This is a genomic window from Arthrobacter sp. MOO21, assembly GCF_057369995.2.
The window spans coordinates 2,489,336-2,505,264 of sequence record NZ_CM170671.2 but is presented as its reverse complement, the minus strand read 5'-3'; the positions used below and the strand labels follow the sequence as shown (position 1 = coordinate 2,505,264).

At 66.5% G+C, this 15,929-nt stretch carries 15 protein-coding genes; 3 read left to right on the top strand and 12 right to left on the bottom strand.

Annotated features, from left to right (window positions below; translation table 11 throughout):
• Positions 1–38: 38 nt before the first annotated feature.
• From AC2JAJ_RS11585 to AC2JAJ_RS11570, 4 genes are all read right to left on the bottom strand, one after another.
• Positions 39–1,511: a rhamnulokinase gene (locus tag AC2JAJ_RS11585; RefSeq protein WP_486415773.1), complete on the bottom strand. Its 1,473-nt coding sequence runs from the start codon at positions 1,509–1,511 to the stop codon at positions 39–41.
• A complete protein-coding gene (locus AC2JAJ_RS11580; protein ID WP_486415774.1) occupies positions 1,508–3,544 on the bottom strand; it encodes a bifunctional aldolase/short-chain dehydrogenase in 2,037 nt (678 codons plus the stop codon). Before AC2JAJ_RS11580 ends, AC2JAJ_RS11585 begins: the two co-directional genes overlap by 4 nt.
• Positions 3,545–3,550: 6 nt before the next feature.
• Positions 3,551–4,717: an L-rhamnose isomerase gene (gene rhaI / locus AC2JAJ_RS11575; protein ID WP_221386106.1), complete on the bottom strand. Its 1,167-nt coding sequence runs from the start codon at positions 4,715–4,717 to the stop codon at positions 3,551–3,553.
• Positions 4,718–4,780: 63 nt separating this feature from the next.
• A complete protein-coding gene (locus AC2JAJ_RS11570) occupies positions 4,781–5,131 on the bottom strand; it encodes an L-rhamnose mutarotase (protein WP_221386105.1) in 351 nt (116 codons plus the stop codon).
• Between the two features lie 167 nt (positions 5,132–5,298).
• Between AC2JAJ_RS11570 and AC2JAJ_RS11565 the strand changes: the two genes are divergently transcribed.
• Positions 5,299–6,321 carry a LacI family DNA-binding transcriptional regulator gene (locus AC2JAJ_RS11565; protein ID WP_486415775.1) on the top strand — a complete coding sequence of 341 codons (1,023 nt, stop codon included), beginning with the start codon at positions 5,299–5,301 and terminating at the stop codon, positions 6,319–6,321.
• A gap of 30 nt (positions 6,322–6,351) precedes the next feature.
• On the opposite strand, the gene AC2JAJ_RS11560 is transcribed toward AC2JAJ_RS11565, so the two are convergent.
• Positions 6,352–6,729, bottom strand: a complete 378-nt coding sequence (locus tag AC2JAJ_RS11560; protein ID WP_221386103.1) for a DUF7793 family protein — start codon at positions 6,727–6,729, stop codon at positions 6,352–6,354.
• A gap of 282 nt (positions 6,730–7,011) precedes the next feature.
• Here AC2JAJ_RS11560 and AC2JAJ_RS11555 point away from each other — a divergent pair, with 282 nt between their 5' ends.
• Entirely contained in the window at positions 7,012–7,572 is a 561-nt protein-coding gene (locus tag AC2JAJ_RS11555) for an ABC transporter substrate-binding protein (protein WP_221386102.1), read from the top strand.
• A 50-nt stretch (positions 7,573–7,622) separates the two neighbouring features.
• Here AC2JAJ_RS11555 and AC2JAJ_RS11550 read toward each other — a convergent pair whose 3' ends face one another.
• From AC2JAJ_RS11550 to AC2JAJ_RS11525, 6 genes are all read right to left on the bottom strand, one after another.
• Positions 7,623–8,276: a DUF1961 family protein gene (locus tag AC2JAJ_RS11550; RefSeq protein WP_486415776.1), complete on the bottom strand. Its 654-nt coding sequence runs from the start codon at positions 8,274–8,276 to the stop codon at positions 7,623–7,625.
• Positions 8,277–8,984, bottom strand: coding sequence for a rhamnogalacturonan acetylesterase (locus AC2JAJ_RS11545; protein WP_486415777.1), 708 nt, complete (start codon positions 8,982–8,984; stop codon positions 8,277–8,279). It lies immediately after the preceding gene.
• A gap of 23 nt (positions 8,985–9,007) precedes the next feature.
• A complete protein-coding gene (locus AC2JAJ_RS11540) occupies positions 9,008–9,880 on the bottom strand; it encodes a carbohydrate ABC transporter permease (RefSeq protein ID WP_486415778.1) in 873 nt (290 codons plus the stop codon).
• Between the two features lie 2 nt (positions 9,881–9,882).
• Positions 9,883–10,857, bottom strand: a complete 975-nt coding sequence (locus AC2JAJ_RS11535; protein WP_486415779.1) for an ABC transporter permease — start codon at positions 10,855–10,857, stop codon at positions 9,883–9,885.
• Positions 10,858–12,387 (bottom strand): extracellular solute-binding protein, encoded by a 1,530-nt coding sequence (locus AC2JAJ_RS11530; protein ID WP_486415780.1) that lies wholly within the window; start codon positions 12,385–12,387, stop codon positions 10,858–10,860.
• A gap of 116 nt (positions 12,388–12,503) precedes the next feature.
• Positions 12,504–13,187 (bottom strand): YesL family protein, encoded by a 684-nt coding sequence (locus AC2JAJ_RS11525; RefSeq protein ID WP_486415781.1) that lies wholly within the window; start codon positions 13,185–13,187, stop codon positions 12,504–12,506.
• Between the two features lie 247 nt (positions 13,188–13,434).
• Between AC2JAJ_RS11525 and AC2JAJ_RS11520 the strand changes: the two genes are divergently transcribed.
• On the top strand, positions 13,435–14,637 hold the full coding sequence (locus AC2JAJ_RS11520; RefSeq protein WP_486415782.1) for a Gfo/Idh/MocA family protein: 1,203 nt from the start codon (positions 13,435–13,437) through the stop codon (positions 14,635–14,637).
• 16 nt (positions 14,638–14,653) lie between these two features.
• Here AC2JAJ_RS11520 and AC2JAJ_RS11515 read toward each other — a convergent pair whose 3' ends face one another.
• Positions 14,654–15,928, bottom strand: coding sequence for an MFS transporter (locus AC2JAJ_RS11515; protein WP_501053125.1), 1,275 nt, complete (start codon positions 15,926–15,928; stop codon positions 14,654–14,656).
• Position 15,929 lies beyond the last annotated feature (1 nt).

Genomic DNA, 15,929 nt, shown 5'->3' with positions numbered 1-15,929 from the left:
GCCGCTTGCCTGCAGCCTACTGCAGGTTCAGTAAGCGGTCAGGTCCAGGGTTCGTAACGGCGGAGGCTGGTTCCTGCACCGATGATGGCGCGCAACTGCGGCAGCCCGCCGGCGGCAGCCCCGGCGGCCCGGGCCTGGACCAGGACGTTGCCCAGTGCGGTGGCTTCGACCGGCCCGGCGATGACGGGTTTGCCTGCTGCCTTGGCGGTGAGCTGGCAGAGCAGGGTGTTCTGCGAGCCACCGCCCACTACGTGCACCACGTCCGCCCGACGGCCGGCGAGGCATTCCGCGGCGCTGATGGTCCTGGCGTATGCGGTGGCGAGGCTGTCCATGATGCAGCGGGTGATGGCCGCGGGATCGTTAGGCAGGACGTCGCCGGTGCGGCGGACAGCCGCGCGGATGCGCTCCGGCATGTTGTCCGGGGAAATGAAGTACGGATCGTCCGGGTTGATCTGGGTGCCGCCCGGTGGCAGCGCTCCGGCGGCGGTGAGCAGTGCGGTCAGCCCGGGCCGGAACCCTTCCTGCGCCCAGGTCCGCTGGCACTCACTGAGCAGCCAGAGGCCCCCCACGTTGCGCAGGTAGCGGATGGTGCCGTCCACGCCGCGTTCGTTGGTGAAGTTCGCCTCGCGGCTGGCCTCGGTGAGGACCGGATGATTGAGCTCCAGGCCCACCAGGGACCAGGTGCCCGAGGAGATGTACGCGAAGTCCTCCCCGCCGTCGCCTGCTGTGGCAGGCACGGCGGCGACGGCCGAGGCGGTGTCGTGGGAGCCCACGGCCACCACGGTGGTTTCGCGGGGCAGCCCGACGGCGGTGGCGATGTCCGCCAGCAGGTTCCCGTAGGTTTCCCCGGGCTGGATGAGCGGCGGGAACAGGTTCCTGCGCAGTCCGAGGGCGGCAAAGAATTCGGTGGCCCACTCCCCCGCCACAGCGTCGAAGAGGCCCGTGGTGGAGGCGTTGGTGGCCTCGGTGCGGCGGACACCGGTCAGGAGGAACGCGATCAGGTCCGGGATGAGCAGCGCCTGGAGGCCGTCCAGGTCCTGCTCGGTGGCCAGCTGGTAGATGGTGTTGAACTGCAGGAACTGCAGGCCCGTGGTCCGGTAGAGGCGTGCCGGGCCCAGCTTCCGGTGGACGGGTTCGACGGCGGCACGGCTGCGGTCATCCCGGTAGCTGAAGGGCTGGGCCACCAGCGTCCCCGAGCGGTCCACCAGCCCGTAGTCCACGGCCCAGGTGTCGATGCCGATGCTGGCGATCTTTTCGCCCTGCACCGCGGCGATCGTAGCCGCTGCGCGGAGGCCCTCAAGCACCTCCACGAACAGGGCGTCGAAGTCCCAGCGGAGGCCGCCGTCGAGCTCCACCACCCCGTTGGGGAAGCGGTGCACCACCTCAAGCTGGACACCTGCTCCTGTCACCCGGCCCAGCATGACCCGGCCGGAGGAGGCGCCGATGTCGACGGCGGCGAACACGCCCGGGGTGGGCACGCCGCCGTCGGCACCTGAAACCTGGGCGCTCACCGCAGGAAGGCTGCGGCCACTCCGGCGTCCACGGGGATGTGCAGGCCGGTGGTGTGGGACAGTTCGTTGCTGGTGAGGACGGCGGCGGCGTTGGCGACGTGCTCGGGCAGGACCTCGCGCTTGAGCAGGGTGCGCTGGGCGTAGTACTCGCCCAGTTTTTCCTCGTCCACGCCGTACACGGCGGCGCGCTTGGCGCCCCAGCCGCCGGCGAAGATGCCGGAGCCGCGGACCACGCCGTCGGGGTTGATGCCGTTGACGCGGATGCCGTGCTCGCCCAGTTCGGCGGCGAGCAGGCGCACCTGGTGGGCCTGGTCCGCCTTGGTGGCGGAGTAGGCGATGTTGTTGGGGCCGGCGAACACGGAGTTCTTGGAGGAGATGTAGATGATGTCCCCGCCCAGGCCCTGGGCGATCATGACCTTCGCGGCGGCCTTCGCCACCAGGAAGGAGCCCTTGGCCATGACGTTGTGCTGCAGGTCCCAGTCCTTTTCGGTGGTTTCCAGCAGCGGCTTGGAGATGGACAGACCGGCGTTGTTCACCACCAGGTCCACGCCGCCGAACGCCAGGACGGCGGCGTCGATCGCGGCCGCGACCTGGGCTTCGTCCGTGACGTCGGCCTGGACACCTACAGCGATGTCGGGTCCGCCGAGTTCCTCGGCGACCTTCTGGGCGTTTTCCAGGTTCAGGTCGGCGATGACCACGCAGGCGCCCTCCGCGGCGAGGCGGGTGGCGATGGCCTTGCCGATCCCAGAGGCCGCACCGGTCACCAGCGCGATCCGGGTGGCGTGCGACTTCGGCTTGGGCATCCGGGCCAGCTTGGCCTCCTCCAGCGCCCAGTACTCGATCCGGAACTTCTCGGATTCCTCGATCGGGGCGTAGGTGGAGATGGCTTCGGCGCCGCGCATCACGTTGATGGCGTTGAGGTAGAACTCACCGGCAACCCGGGCGGTCTGCTTGTCCTTGCCGAAGGAGAACATGCCCACGCCCGGGACCAGGACGATGGCCGGGTCAGCGCCGCGCAGGGCAGGGCTGTCAGCATCTTTGTGGCGGTCGTAGTAGGCCTGGTAGTCCTCGCGGTAATCCGCGTGCAGCTCCTGCAGCCGCGCAATGGAGTCCTCGACGGACGCGTCCGCGGGCAGGTCCAGGATCAGCGGCTTGACCTTGGTGCGCAGGAAGTGGTCCGGGCAGGAGGTCCCCAGCGCTCCCAGGCGCGGGTGCTCTGCGGATTCCAGGAAATCAAGGACGACGGCGTCATCGCTGAAGTGCCCCAGCTGCGGCTTGTCCGTGGAGGCCAGGCCGCGGATCACCGGTGCCAGGGCTGCGGCCTTGGCGCGGCGCTCGGCCTCCGGCAGGGCATCGTAGCCGGGCAGCGTGGCCCCGAAGGGCTCGGCCTTGCCGTTCTCTCGGATGTATTTCTCGGCCTGGTCGATGATCCACAGCGAGTTCCGCTCCGCCTCTTCGCTGGTGGCGCCCCAGGCCGTGATGCCATGGCCGCCCAGGATGGTGCCGATGGCCTGGGGGTTGGCGTCCTTGATCGCGGCGATGTCCAGGCCCAGCTGGAACCCGGGACGGCGCCAGGGGACCCACACCACCTTGTTGCCGAAGATCTTGGTGGTCAGCGCCTCGCCGTCCGCCGCCGTCGCAATGGCAATGCCGGAGTCCGGGTGCAGGTGGTCCACATGCGCGGCGTCCACCAGCCCGTGCATGGCAGTGTCAATGGAGGGGGCGGCGCCGCCCTTGCCGTGCAGGCAGTAATCGAACGCAGCCACCATCTCGTCCTCGCGCTCAACACCGGGATAGACACCCTTCAGGGCGTTCAACCGGTCCAGGCGGAGCACCGCCAGGTTCCCGGCCTTCAGGGTGCCGAGGTCCCCGCCGGAGCCCTTGACCCACAGCAGTTGGACATCCTCGCCCGTCACGGGATCCTTTGCCATGCCCTTGGCCGAGGTGTTGCCGCCGGCGAAGTTGGTGTTCCGCTTGTCCGCACCCAGGCGGTTGGAACGGGAAATCAGGTCTTCAACAGTCTTGTTCGTCATCACTAATCAGGCGCCCCATCCGGCTTGCTGGCCGCCCACGCGGTCCTCGTTGATCTTCTTCTGGTAGCCGCTGGCCTTGAAGGCAGCGATCGGGTCCGCGGGCAGGCCGCGGGATTCACGCCACTCGGCCAGGACCGGGCGGACGTCGGTGTAGAACGCGTCGTTGAAAATGGCATTGGCCGCAAGGACATCTCCGGCGCGCTGGGCCTCGTTCAGCGCTGCCGTATCCACCAGCAGGGCGCGGGCGGTCATTTCCTGCACGTTGAGCACGGAGCGGATCTGGCCCGGGATCTTTTCCTCGAGGTTGTGGCACTGGTCCAGCATCAGGGCGACGCCTGAATCCTTGCCGAATCCGCCGCCCCTGATCACCTCGTGCATGATGCGGAACAGCTGGAACGGATCGGCGGCCCCCACAATAAGGTCGTCGTCGGCGTAGAAGCGGGAGTTGAAATCGAAGGACCCCAGCTTGCCCAAACGCAGCAGCTGCATCACGATGAACTCGATGTTGGTGCCCGGGGCGTGGTGCCCGGTGTCGAGGCAGACAAAGGCCTTCTCCCCCAGTGCCAGGGTCTGGGCGTAGGAGGTGCCCCAGTCCGGAACATCGGTGTGGTAGAAAGCCGGCTCGAAGAACTTGTACTCCAGCACCAGCCGCTGATCATCCCCCAGCGCGGCGTAGATCTCCTGCAGCGACTCGGACAGGCGGTCCTGGCGGCCGCGCATGTCATCCTGGCCCGGGTAGTTCGTGCCGTCTGCCAGCCACACCTTCAGGTCCCTGGATCCTGTGGCGTGCATGATCTCGATGCAGTCCAGGTGGTGGTCGATGGCCCGGCGCCGGACGGCCTCGTTGGACGAGGTCAGGGAACCGAACTTGTACTCGTCGTCCTGGAAGGTGTTGGAGTTGATGGTGCCCAGGCCCACGCCCAGGCCCGCCGCGTAATCCTTCAGGGCGGCGTAGTCTTCAACCTTGTCCCACGGGATATGCAGGGCCACGGTGGGAGCCAGGCCGGTCAACTCGTGGACCTTGGCGGCGTCGGCCAGCTTCTCCTGGACCGTCCGCGGCGTGCCGGGAGTGCCGAACACCTTGAACCGGGTGCCTGAATTTCCATAGGCCCACGAAGGGACCTCGATGGCGAGCTCTTCGAGCCTGCCCAGCGCCGTTGCTACGTCGTTCATGATGGTTCTTTCCGGTGTCTAAAGGTCTGGTTGCTGCCCCGCTGCTGGAGCGTACTGCTGTTGTTAGTGGGAACCGGCCGCTGCCAGTTGGCTGTCCAGGTTGAAGACTTCCTCGAGGACCTGGAACCCTTCATCGGGCGCCTGCCCTGGGTCTTCTGTGTTTTCGAACAGAGATGCCATTTCCGCCTGCCACCGGGCGTTGACCTCCGTCAATGCCATCCGGGCACGGGCGGAGTCGAAGTCGTCGCACTCCACGTAACCCACCAGGAGCCCGTCCGGTGCCAGGAACAGCGAGTAGTTGTTCCACCCGGCGTCCTTGAGCGCCTGCAGCATCTCCGGCCACACGGCCGCGTGCCGGCGCCGGTACTCGTCGATCAGCGCGGGCTGGACCGAGGAACGGAAACACACCCTCATCGGGACTCCTCTTTTGAAACTTCCGAATTTGAACTTCCGAAGTTTTGAATCGTTTCATTGGTACGATTCAACGTACTCTTGGATTTGAGCAGGTGTCAAGCAATGGCAGAAACTTTTAGTACCCACCCGGGTAACTACTGCAGCCGGCAGAGCAAGCGCGGAGAATCATGAATCGGACAGCCAGCATCAAGGACGTGGCCAACCACGCGAGCGTCGCCGTGGGAACCGTGTCGAACGTCCTGAACTACCCGGACCGGGTATCCCAGCGCACCAAGGAACGGGTCCTCCGCGCCATCGATGAGCTCGGCTTTGTCCGCAACGACGCCGCCCGCCAGCTCCGCGCGGGCCACTCCCGCACCATTGGCCTGATCGTCCTGGACGTGGGGAACCCCTTCTTTACCTCCGTGGTGCGGGCGGCCGAGGATGCCGCCGCCCTGCAGGGCAGCGCGGTCCTGCTGGGCGACAGCGGCCATGATGCCGGCCGGGAGGCCAACTACATCGATCTCTTCCAGGAACAGCGGGTGCAGGGACTGCTGATCTCCCCGGTGGGTGACGTCACCGAGCGGCTGGACCTCCTCCGCGAGCGCGGGGTGCCCACCGTGCTGGTGGACCGGCTGGCCGACGAGTCGAAGTTCAGTTCCGTGGCAGTGGATGACGACGCCGGCGGGTACCTCGCCGCCCGGCACCTGCTGGACACCGGCCGCCGCCGGCTCGCCTTCGTGGGCGGGCCCACCTCCATCCGGCAGGTGGCGGACCGCCTCCAAGGCGCCGAGCGGGCCGTCAAGGAGGAACCTGATGCCACCCTCGAGGTGCTCGATTCGGCGGGCCAGACGGTCCTTGCCGGACGCAGCGTGGGCGACATGCTGGTGGAACGCGGCAGGGCGGAGCTGCCGGACGGGATCTTCTGCGCCAACGACCTCCTGGCCCTTGGCGTCATGCAGTCCCTGACCATGACCCACACGTTCCGGATCCCCGAGGACGTGGCACTGATCGGGTATGACGACATCGACTTCGCCGTCTCCGCCGTCGTTCCACTGTCCTCCATCCGCCAGCCAACGGAACTGCTGGGCCGCACCGCCATCGAGCTGCTCTCGGAGGAAGTCGAATCCAGGAACCCTGTCCACCGCGCGGTGGTGTTCACGCCGGAACTGGTAATGCGGCAGAGTACCGCCACACCGGGCGAGGGCTGACAGTATCCGGGGGACGGCCAGGGACGGCGGTCAGGTCGCGGTCTGCTGGAGCCACTTCATGGAGTCGTCCCGCGAGGTGAAGAAGCGGGTGGGACATGGCGGTACATGGACGCCCAGGAAGAAGTTCGCGAGGATCCGGTCCACCGGGCTGGCCCCAAGCAGGGCAATGCGGTTGGCCGCACACGGAATGGAGAACACCGACCGGGCCTGGATGCTGACGCTCTCGGTTGTGGCCATGTCCACGAGCATCGGATAGGTGCCGCCCCCGGCGATCCGGTTCACCGCAGCCATCGCCGCCTGCGCGTCCTCCTTCTCGATCCGGACCCTCGGCTCCCACACCAAGTGGATGACGCCATCGGGACGCAACTCCACAGTTCCCTTGCCGCCGTCGACAATTATGGGTTTCAAACCCTGCCTCCCTCCAGTGGGCAGTTAGTGCCTTCCTATCTTGCCCCAACGCCTGCGGATGCGCGCACCGGCCGGCAACTGCACCGTCGGGCAGTTTGACTAATCAGCATGCTTACTATTAGGTTGGACGGCGTGCCAGTGGCCTGGATCACCTTCCAGCGCCGCGCGTCGCGGCCCGTCAGGGCTGCATCTGCAAGGAACAGTTCCGCCGGCGCTCCCTATGGGGGCGGAGCACCGGGGGGTTCATGCGCCGTTATCCGGCGCTGAGAGGAACAAACCAACATGCGTACCAAGGTCTCAGCAACAGTCACAGCTATTTCCCTGTCCGGGGCCATGCTCTTTGGCATGGCAGGCCCGGCGACGGCAGCCACACCTACGGCTCCCACCGTGGCCTCCCAGTCTTCTTCACAGGTTGCCAATGTCACGGCAACAATCAACCAGACCATCGACGGCGTGGGTACCTTCGTGGGTTCATTCACCCCGTCCGGATTCGACGTGCAGGACGGCCAACTGACGGTCACGGGGCTGGTTGAAGGCACCTTCACCGACCTGGCGGGTGTGGCCACTCCGGTCAGCCAGACGGTGACGACCACGGCGGCCGCTGCACCCAACACCATGGCGTCCGGGGGCGGTTGCGACGTGGTCAACCTGGTCCTCGGACCGCTGCACCTGGACGTCCTCGGCCTCAACGTCGATCTGAACCAGGTGGTGCTGGACATCGTGGCCCAGTCCGGCGCGGGCAAGCTGGTGGGTAACCTCCTCTGCGCCGTAACCGGACTCCTGGACGGCGGGACCGGACTGAGCGGCCTGGCCAACCTGCTCAACCGCCTCCTGGGGCTCTAGTTTCCGCGTAACAACGGCGGGCGGTCCATCCGGGCCGCCCGCCGCTGCCGTTAAAGCACTTCCACCACCAGGTTGCGGTACGCCGCCCGCAGGGGGGCCATCTGGCGGAACCCTATCCGGCCGCCGCCCAGGACCTTGTCCGAGGGATCATCCCACGTGAACAGCTGCAACCCGTTGATGGCGAAGGCAACCCGCGAACCGTCCTTCACCATCTCCAGCCGGTAGAAGTCCGCCGCGTCTTCTGCCTGCGGCAGCGGGTCGGCACCCTGGGCAACCAGTTCGAATCCCGCGCTCCTGCGCAGGTTGCAGGTCCGGAACGCGCGCTCGGACCGGTACTTGTGCCGGAAGTAGGAGACGTGCAGGGCGTCGATGTCGCCGGAGTGGTACTGCGGGTAATAGCCCGTCCTTGGCGCGAGCTCCGGGCTGAAGAGGTCCAGTCCCCCGTGCCCGGAGGCAGCGAAGAACAGCATGGCCAGGCCGGGCTCGGCAAGGGGCAGGAACTCCCAGCTGATGCGGATGCGGTCGGGGAACTCCTCCGGGCACCAGAAGGTCCAGTGCGCATGGTCGCCACATTCCGCGTCATCCAGGGCGCCGGAGAGTTCGAGGGCGTCCGCGTGGCTGCCCAGGCGAAGCGGCCCCTCGGCCACCCAGGCGGCGACGTCCGCCGGGCCTGCCAGGGCGTTGCGGTACAGGACGTTTCCCACCTAGCCGCGTCCCGCCGTCGTACCCGCCAGCTGATGCTGTGGGCCGTAGCCCAGCTGTTCAAGCTGCCGCGCCACCTCCCCTGCCACCAGCGCGGCGCCCTCCTGTGAGAAGTGCGTATTGTCGGCCAGGCCGTCGGGCCAGTGCGCGTGCTCCCCCGGCGCGAAGTGGCAGAACAGCGCCTTGGAGTCCTCCCTCCCCAGCCGCAGGTAGAGCTCCCGCGTCCAGGCATTAAGGTCGACGACCGGGACCGCCAGCTCCAGGCCGAGCTCGCGGACCACGTCGGGATAGTCGTCGAGGCTCGCCTCCAGTCCTGCTTCACCGGCAGCAGCGCCCGACGACGGTGAGTCCAGGAAGTGCCGGCGCTCCACCGAAGTGCACAGCACCGGGGTTGCTCCCGCCGAGCGCACGTCGCCCACCATGGTGCGCAGGTTGGCCGCGTAACCCGTGCGCGCCGCGAGGTGCTGCCTTTTTTGGTCGTTGTGGCCGAACTGGATCAGGACAAGGTCATCCGGGCCCGCTATTCCCAGCAGGGCCGCCCACAGCCCCTCGTCCCGGAAGGATTCGGTACTCGCTCCCCCTTTGGCGACGTTGTGCACGGTGCCCCACCGGTAGGTGCGGGGTGCCAGCTGCGCTCCCCAGCCGCTCATCGGGTACTCGGACGTGGGGCAGTTTGCCACCGTGGAATCTCCGGCCAGCAGGATTTTCATGCGCTTCCTCCTCGAATACGTGGTCAGCCCTTGACGGAGCCAATGAGCATGCCCTTGGCAAAGTGCTTCTGCAGGAAGGGGTAGAAGATGAGGATGGGCAGGGTGGCCACCACGATCACGGCGAACTTGATGCCCTGTTCCGGCGGGATGTAGTTCGGATCCACGTTGCCGGTGCCCAGCAGGTCCGAGGCGGCGGTGACCTGGCGCAGGTACATCTGCAGGGTCCACTTGGAGTTGTCGGACAGGTACAGCAGGGGTGACATGAAGTCGTTCCAGATGCCCACCGCATAGAACAGGGCAAAGGTGGCCAGGACCGGTTTGGACAGCGGCAGCAGGATCCGCCACAGGATGCCAATCTCGGTGGCGCCGTCCATCTTGGCGGACTCTTCCAGTTCGGCAGGGAGCTCCTGGAAGAAGTTCTTGATGATGATCAGGCTGAACGGGTTGATGGCCGCCGGCAGGACCAGGGCCCAGTAGGAGTTCAGCAGGCCCAGGTCCTTGACCAACAGGAACGTGGGGATCATGCCGCCGGAGAAAACCATGGCGAAGACCACCAGGGACAGGATGACCTGGCGTCCGCGCAGCGTCTTCTTGGCCAGCGGGTAGGCCATGGTCACCGTGGAGGCCAGCTGGACCAGCGTGCCCACGAAGGTGACCAGGACCGTGGTGACCAGCGCCCGGATGAATGCCGGGGTGGAGAAGATGTACTCGTAGGCGCCCAGGGTGAACTGTTCGGGCCAGACGAAAAACGCGCGGCTGGTTATTTCGGCCTCCGTGGCGAAGGAACCGGCGAAGACGTAGACGAACGGCAGCAGGGTGACGATGCCCAGCAGCGACAGGAAGACGTAGTTGGCGGCGTCGAAGATGCGGCCGCCGGTGGTGTTGTGGATTTTCATGGCTAGAACAGTCCGCTCTGGTTGAATCGCTTGGCCAGCCAGTTCGTGCCGAAGATCAGCACGATGCCCACCACGGATTTGAACAGGCCCACCGCGGTTGAGTAGCTGTAGGCGCCCTGGGTGATGCCCACGAAGTAGACGTAGGTATCGAAAACGTCGGCCACGTCGCGGTTCAGGGCGTTGGTCATCAGGTAGATCTGCTCGAACCCGGTGTTGAGCATCTGCCCGATGGCCAGGATCAGCATCACGATGATGGTGGACCGGATCCCGGGGAGGGTGATATGCCAGACCCGCCGGAACCGGCCGGCGCCGTCAATAATCGCCGCCTCGTACTGGTCCTGGTCCACCGTGGCCAGTGCCGCGAGGAAAATGATGGTGCCCCAGCCGGTGTTCTTCCAGATTTCCTGCAGCACGATCAGTGGCCGGAACCAGGCGGGGTCGGACAGAAAGTCGATGTGGGTCCCCATGACGCCGTTCAGGAATTGGAACAGCGGGCCGATGTCCAGAGCGAACATCAGGAAGCTCAGCGACGCCACGATGGTCCAGGACAAAAAGTGCGGGATGTACACGAGCGTCTGGACGGTGCGCTTGAGGACGGACAAGCGGACCTCGTTGAGCAGCAGCGCCAGGATGATGGTCAGCGGAAAGGCGATGCCCAGGTTCAGGAATGCAAGGATCAGGGTGTTGCCCAGCAGCCGGGGGAAGTCCGGGTTGGAGAAGAAGTCCTGGAAGTTCTGGAAACCCACCCAGGGGCTGCCGTTCACTCCGAGGAACGGGACGTAGTCCTTGAACGCAATGGTGACGCCGTACATCGGGGCGTAGCGGAACACCGCGAAGTACACCACACCCGGCAACAGCAGCAGGTACAGCCACTTGTAGTGCGCGAAGTGGACGGAGAACTTGCCCCGGTTCCGGGGAGCAGGCGCGCCCTTGCGAACCTGCTCCCCGGCACGGGCCTCAACGACAGGGGCTGCCATTTATTTGTTGTCCTGCCACAGCTTGTTGATCTCTTCCTTGACCTTTTCGCCGCCGCTGGTGTTCCAGAGCCGGATGGCGTCCTTGAGGCCCTGCTCGTCGATCTGGCCCGCGAGGTACTTGATCCGGGCGTCGGCCACGATGTTGTCCAGTTGCGCACCCTTGGCAACGTAGGTCTCGGACACGTAGGGGGCGGCGGGGTTGTAGACGGCGCTCTTGAGGTCTTCGGCCATCACCGTGGTGCGCTTATCGAAGACCTGCTGCTCGTACTCCGTGGGCTGCTTGACCGGGTAGAAGTTGTTTCCGGCCACGTTCATGCCCAGTTGTGCGTAGCTCTTGATGTCGGTGCTGACCGCCTTGCCTTCCCCGGTTTCGGGCTTGATGGTGGCGGCCTTGCCGTCCTGCACCGTGAAGTTGACGTTTTCGATGCCGTTGTTCAGCAGGACTGCGACGTCCTTGCCGTTCATGGTGTCCAGGAATTGCAGCACCTTGTCCAGCTCAGCTTCGGTGCCGACGCTGGACTTGGGGATGGCCAGGAAGCCGGAGTAGCCGTCGGTGGGGTGGGCGTGCAGTTCGCCGTCGGGCCCCTCGAGGTTGCCCACGAAGCCCACCTTGTTCTGGAAGTTGTTCGGATCCGCCTGCTTGAACAGGTTGATCAGGACGCTCACGCGGGAATCGACGTCGACAATGATGCCGCCTTTGCCATTGAGGAACGGCTCGTTCCACTTGGTGGGGTCGAAGGTGGCGAAGTCCGGGTTGATCAGTTTCTCGTCCACCATCTTCTTGACGAAGCGGTTGGCTTCCAGGAACTCGTCCGTTTCGAAGCTTGGGACGAGCTTTCCGTCCTTCTCGGTCCACCGGTTCCCCGTGCCGTACCACTCCTCGATGAGGTCGTAGGGGCTGTTGGTGCCCAGGGCCCCCCACTTGGGAATGGTGATGCCCCAGGTGTCGTTCTGGCCGTTGCCGTCCGGGTCCTGCTCGGTGAAGGCCTTGGCCACCTTGTAGAGGTCCTCCGTGGTCTTGGGCGGCTGAAGGCCCAGCTTGTCGAGCCAGTCCTGCCGGAACATCACGGCAGCACGCATCGGAGAGCGGCCGCGGAACACCCCATACACCTTGCCGTTGACACTGGCGTTCTGCTGGATGTCCGGGAACGTGGTCTTGAGGTTGGGGTACTTGTCCAGCTTGCCGGTCAGGTCCCAGAAGGCACCGGCCCTGGCGTTCTTGACGAAGCCGGGGCTCTTGCCCTGGATGACCATGATCTGCGGGATCTCCGACCCCGCCAGGGTGATATTGGTCTTGTCCTCGTAGGAGGCGTTCGGTGCCCAGGTGATGTTGACGTCCTTGCCGGTGAGCTCCTCCAGCTTCTTTTGCACTGCGCCGTCGGCGCTGGGCGGCTGCGCCTCGAGGAACGGCGCCATGATGGACACGGATTTGAGGTCGGCGGCGGGCGTTTCCCCGCTGCCGCAGGCGGTGAGGGACAGGGCTGCAGCGGTGACGACGGCGGCAGCCAGGGTGAGGTTCCTGCGGGTCATGGTTGTTCCTTTTCCACTTCGTTGGGGTTCAGGAGGGCCCCAGGCCCTCCTTTTGATACGTTTCACACAAATTGGGGCAGCATCGTCCCCACGCAGGGCGGGTCGGGCTGCGATGGTCAGGCGGCAGAGGCCCCGCGCAGCACGGGTTGCCGGTCCAGCACTTCAGGATCCAGCCCCGCGGCCGCAGCGACGGATTCGTCATTTGCCGTGAAGAAGCGGTCGCAAAGCCAGCCCGTGAGGAAGAGCCAGGTGCCAACACTGAAGAACGGGATGAGCCCCGGGAGAACGCTGCTGGCATACAACACTGCGCCGGAAACAAACAGCAGGATGACGGTCCCCGCGAGGTGGCGCACGGCAAAGCGCGGGGACATCAGGAGGTACCGCGCCAGCGGCAACTCGTACCGGGCGTACATGGGAAACAGGTAGCAGGCGGCCCCGGCCAGGAAGATCGCCGATACAAAGATCCCCGCCGCCAGCAGCTGCGGCAACACGCCCGCACCGGCCGAAAAGTAATTCCAGTTCAGGACAAGCACCGCGGCCACCGCCAACACCGGCAGGGCCAGGATGTTGGCCCTGCCGAAGTTCCGGAAGTACGCGCCGGCGAAACTCCGCAGCAGGGGCGCGGCCTCTCCGGAGGCGCGTTTCCGCACCAGGATCTGCGCCGCGGCCGTGGCGGGTCCTGCACCCAGGACACCCACGCCCAGGAGGGTGAAGGCGATCCACAGCAGGTTCAGGCAGGCAATCCAGGCCAGGGTGTCAAAGAACGAATAGGCGCGGGCACTCAAGGTTCCGGACAGCATGCACGACTCCCTTCTCTTCTCCATCGTTGCAGAGGCGAAGCGGAAAGTGGTCCGCATCACGCTGGTAATCGGTTTCTCGAAAATCTAGCGCCAAGCCGACAGTGGGTCAAGCCATTTTTTGAATCGTTACACTTCTGGACTTCGCCGCGCTTCATGCCGCACACTGAATGATGGAAAGCGTTTGCCGCCGCCTTTGCGGGGGCGCATCCGCGAGGCGGCCGGCGCCTGCCGGACAGACTGGAGGACCATGGGAACCGCAACTGAAGCTGCCACCGCAGCGGGCGCTTCGAGCAGCACCGCATCGCGGGTGGCACTCGTGGGGGTGCACGGCTTCGGCACCCACCACCTGCGGAACCTTGAGCGCCTCCAGGCTGCCGCCGCCGTCGAACTCGTGGCGGTGGCCGACCCCACCCCACCGGCGCCCGGCTCGCTGCCGCCGTCGTCAGCCGTTTTCCCGGGCCTTGCCGAACTGCTCGCCGGGACGGACCAGCTGGATCTGGTCATCGTGGCCACGCCCATCCAGTCCCACGCGCCGCTGGCGCTGGCGGCACTTGCCGCGGACGCCGACCTCTACCTGGAAAAGCCTCCCGTGGCGTCCCTGGCCGACTTCTGCCGCCTGTGCGATGCCGCCGCGGCCTCAGGCCGGAGCGTGCAAATCGGCTTCCAAAGCCTGGGCTCGCATGCGCTGAAGGCCATCGAGGACCTCCTCGCGGCCGGCACCATCGGAACGCTGCAGGGCATTTCCGCCACCGGCCGGTGGGTTCGGGACAAGGCCTACTACAAGCGGTCCCGCTGGGCCGGGAAGCGCAGCATCGACGGCGTGGACGTGGTGGACGGTGTTGCCACCAACCCGCTGGCGCACGCCGTGGCCACGGCTTTGCGCATCGCGGGCGCGCGCACCACGGCGGACCTGTCGTCCGTGGAGACGGAGCTGTACCGGGCCAACGACATCGAATCGGACGATACATCAGTGATCCGCATCCGGACCGCCGCCGGGCTGCCCATCACCTGCGCCCTGACCATCTGCGCCGCTGAGTCGGTGGAGCCGTACATCACCCTGCAGGGCTCCACCGGGACCGCTGTCTTCCACTACACGGAGGACCGGCTCAGCGTCGAGACGCCGTCGGGCCGCTCCGAGCAGGCGTACGGCCGCGACGACCTCACCGAAAACCTGCTCGCGCACCGGGACGGCGGTGAGCCGCTCATCAGCCCGCTCGTGGACAGCGGCGCTTTCATGCTGGTGCTCGAAGCGATTCGCACGGCGCCGCCGCCCACGCCCATCGATCCCGCCGCCATCAGGTGGGAAGGCGAAGGCGGGACCGCGCACGCCGTCGTCATCGACATCGAAGGGGCCCTGGAGCGTTCGGGCCGGGAGCACGCCACCTTCAGCGAGCTGGGACTGTCCTGGGCCGTGGCTGGGCCGGAAGCCTTCGAATTGCCCGCTTCCTGAGGGTGCGGGCCAGCCCTCACGCCTGCCTGGCTGCTTCCTGCCAGCGCCGGCCGTGCCACCACAGCAGCACCGCGATGACGGCCGCGGAGAGCATGCCCAGGCTCCCCGTCACCACCAGGCCGGTCCGCACGCCGAACTGCTCCGTGAGCCAGCCCGCCAGCAGCCCGCCAAACGCATGGCCGCCCAGCAGGAGCGGCAGGTACAGCGCCATGACCCTGCCGCGGATAGCCGGACCGGCCTCCAACTGCACCACGGTGGCCGCGCTGGTCAGGAACAGGAGCGTCATAATTCCCACTACTGCCAGCATGGCCACGAACAGCACCAGGGTGGGCATGAGGGCGGCCACCAGCTGGGACAGTCCAAAGAGACCTGCGGCCGCCACGATGCCCTTGCGGCCCATCCTGCCCAGCCGCGCCGCCAGGAGCGCTCCGGCCAGCGCGCCCAGGGCGCTGACCGTGTTGAACAGGCCGAAGCCTTCCACCCCGTTGTGCCACACGCGCTCCGCGAAGGCGGCGAGAACCACCGGACCGTTCATGCCAAAGGCCCCGAGGAGTCCGGCCAGGAGGATGAGCAGCAGCAGGCGGGGTCTTTCCCTGACGTACCGGAAGCCGGCCAGTACCTGCCCGCGCCCCCGCTCCGCAGGCGTGCTTGGATGGAGTTCGCGGGCCCGGATGGCACCGATCAGCCCCAGGACGAGAATGCCGATCGCCGCGTTGGCGGCAAAAGCTGCCAGCGGGCCGGCATGCGCAATCAGGACACCTCCCAGCGCCGGACCGGCCATGGCCCCCAGCTGGGACAGTGCGTTGTTGAGTCCGATGGCGGGGCGGAGGGCGGCGTCGCCCACCACTTCATTCACGAAGACCTGCCGGGTGGGCTGGTCAACGGCAGCGGTGACGCCCAGCGCGACGCAGCTGGCGTAGACCACCGCCACGGTAATGGTGCCGCTGGCAGCCCAGGCCGCCAGGCCCACGCCCAGCAGCACAATGACGGACTGGCACACCATCATGATCCGGCGCTTGGGAAACACGTCCACCACCAGCCCGGCGAGCGGACCCACGACGAGCATGGGAAGGAACTGCAGGGCCACGGCCACTCCCACGGCAGCGGGGCTTCCGGACAGCTGCAGCACCAGCCAGTCCTGTGCCAGCCGCTGCATCCATACACCCAGGCTGCCTGCCAGCTGCAGGCCGAGGAAAAGCCGGTAGTTGTGCTGGGTCAGCGGGTGGTACCACCGGGGCGGGGTTTCGGTAGGGCGGAGGGACAGGCCGGAGCGCGCGGGGTCGGCAGGCACG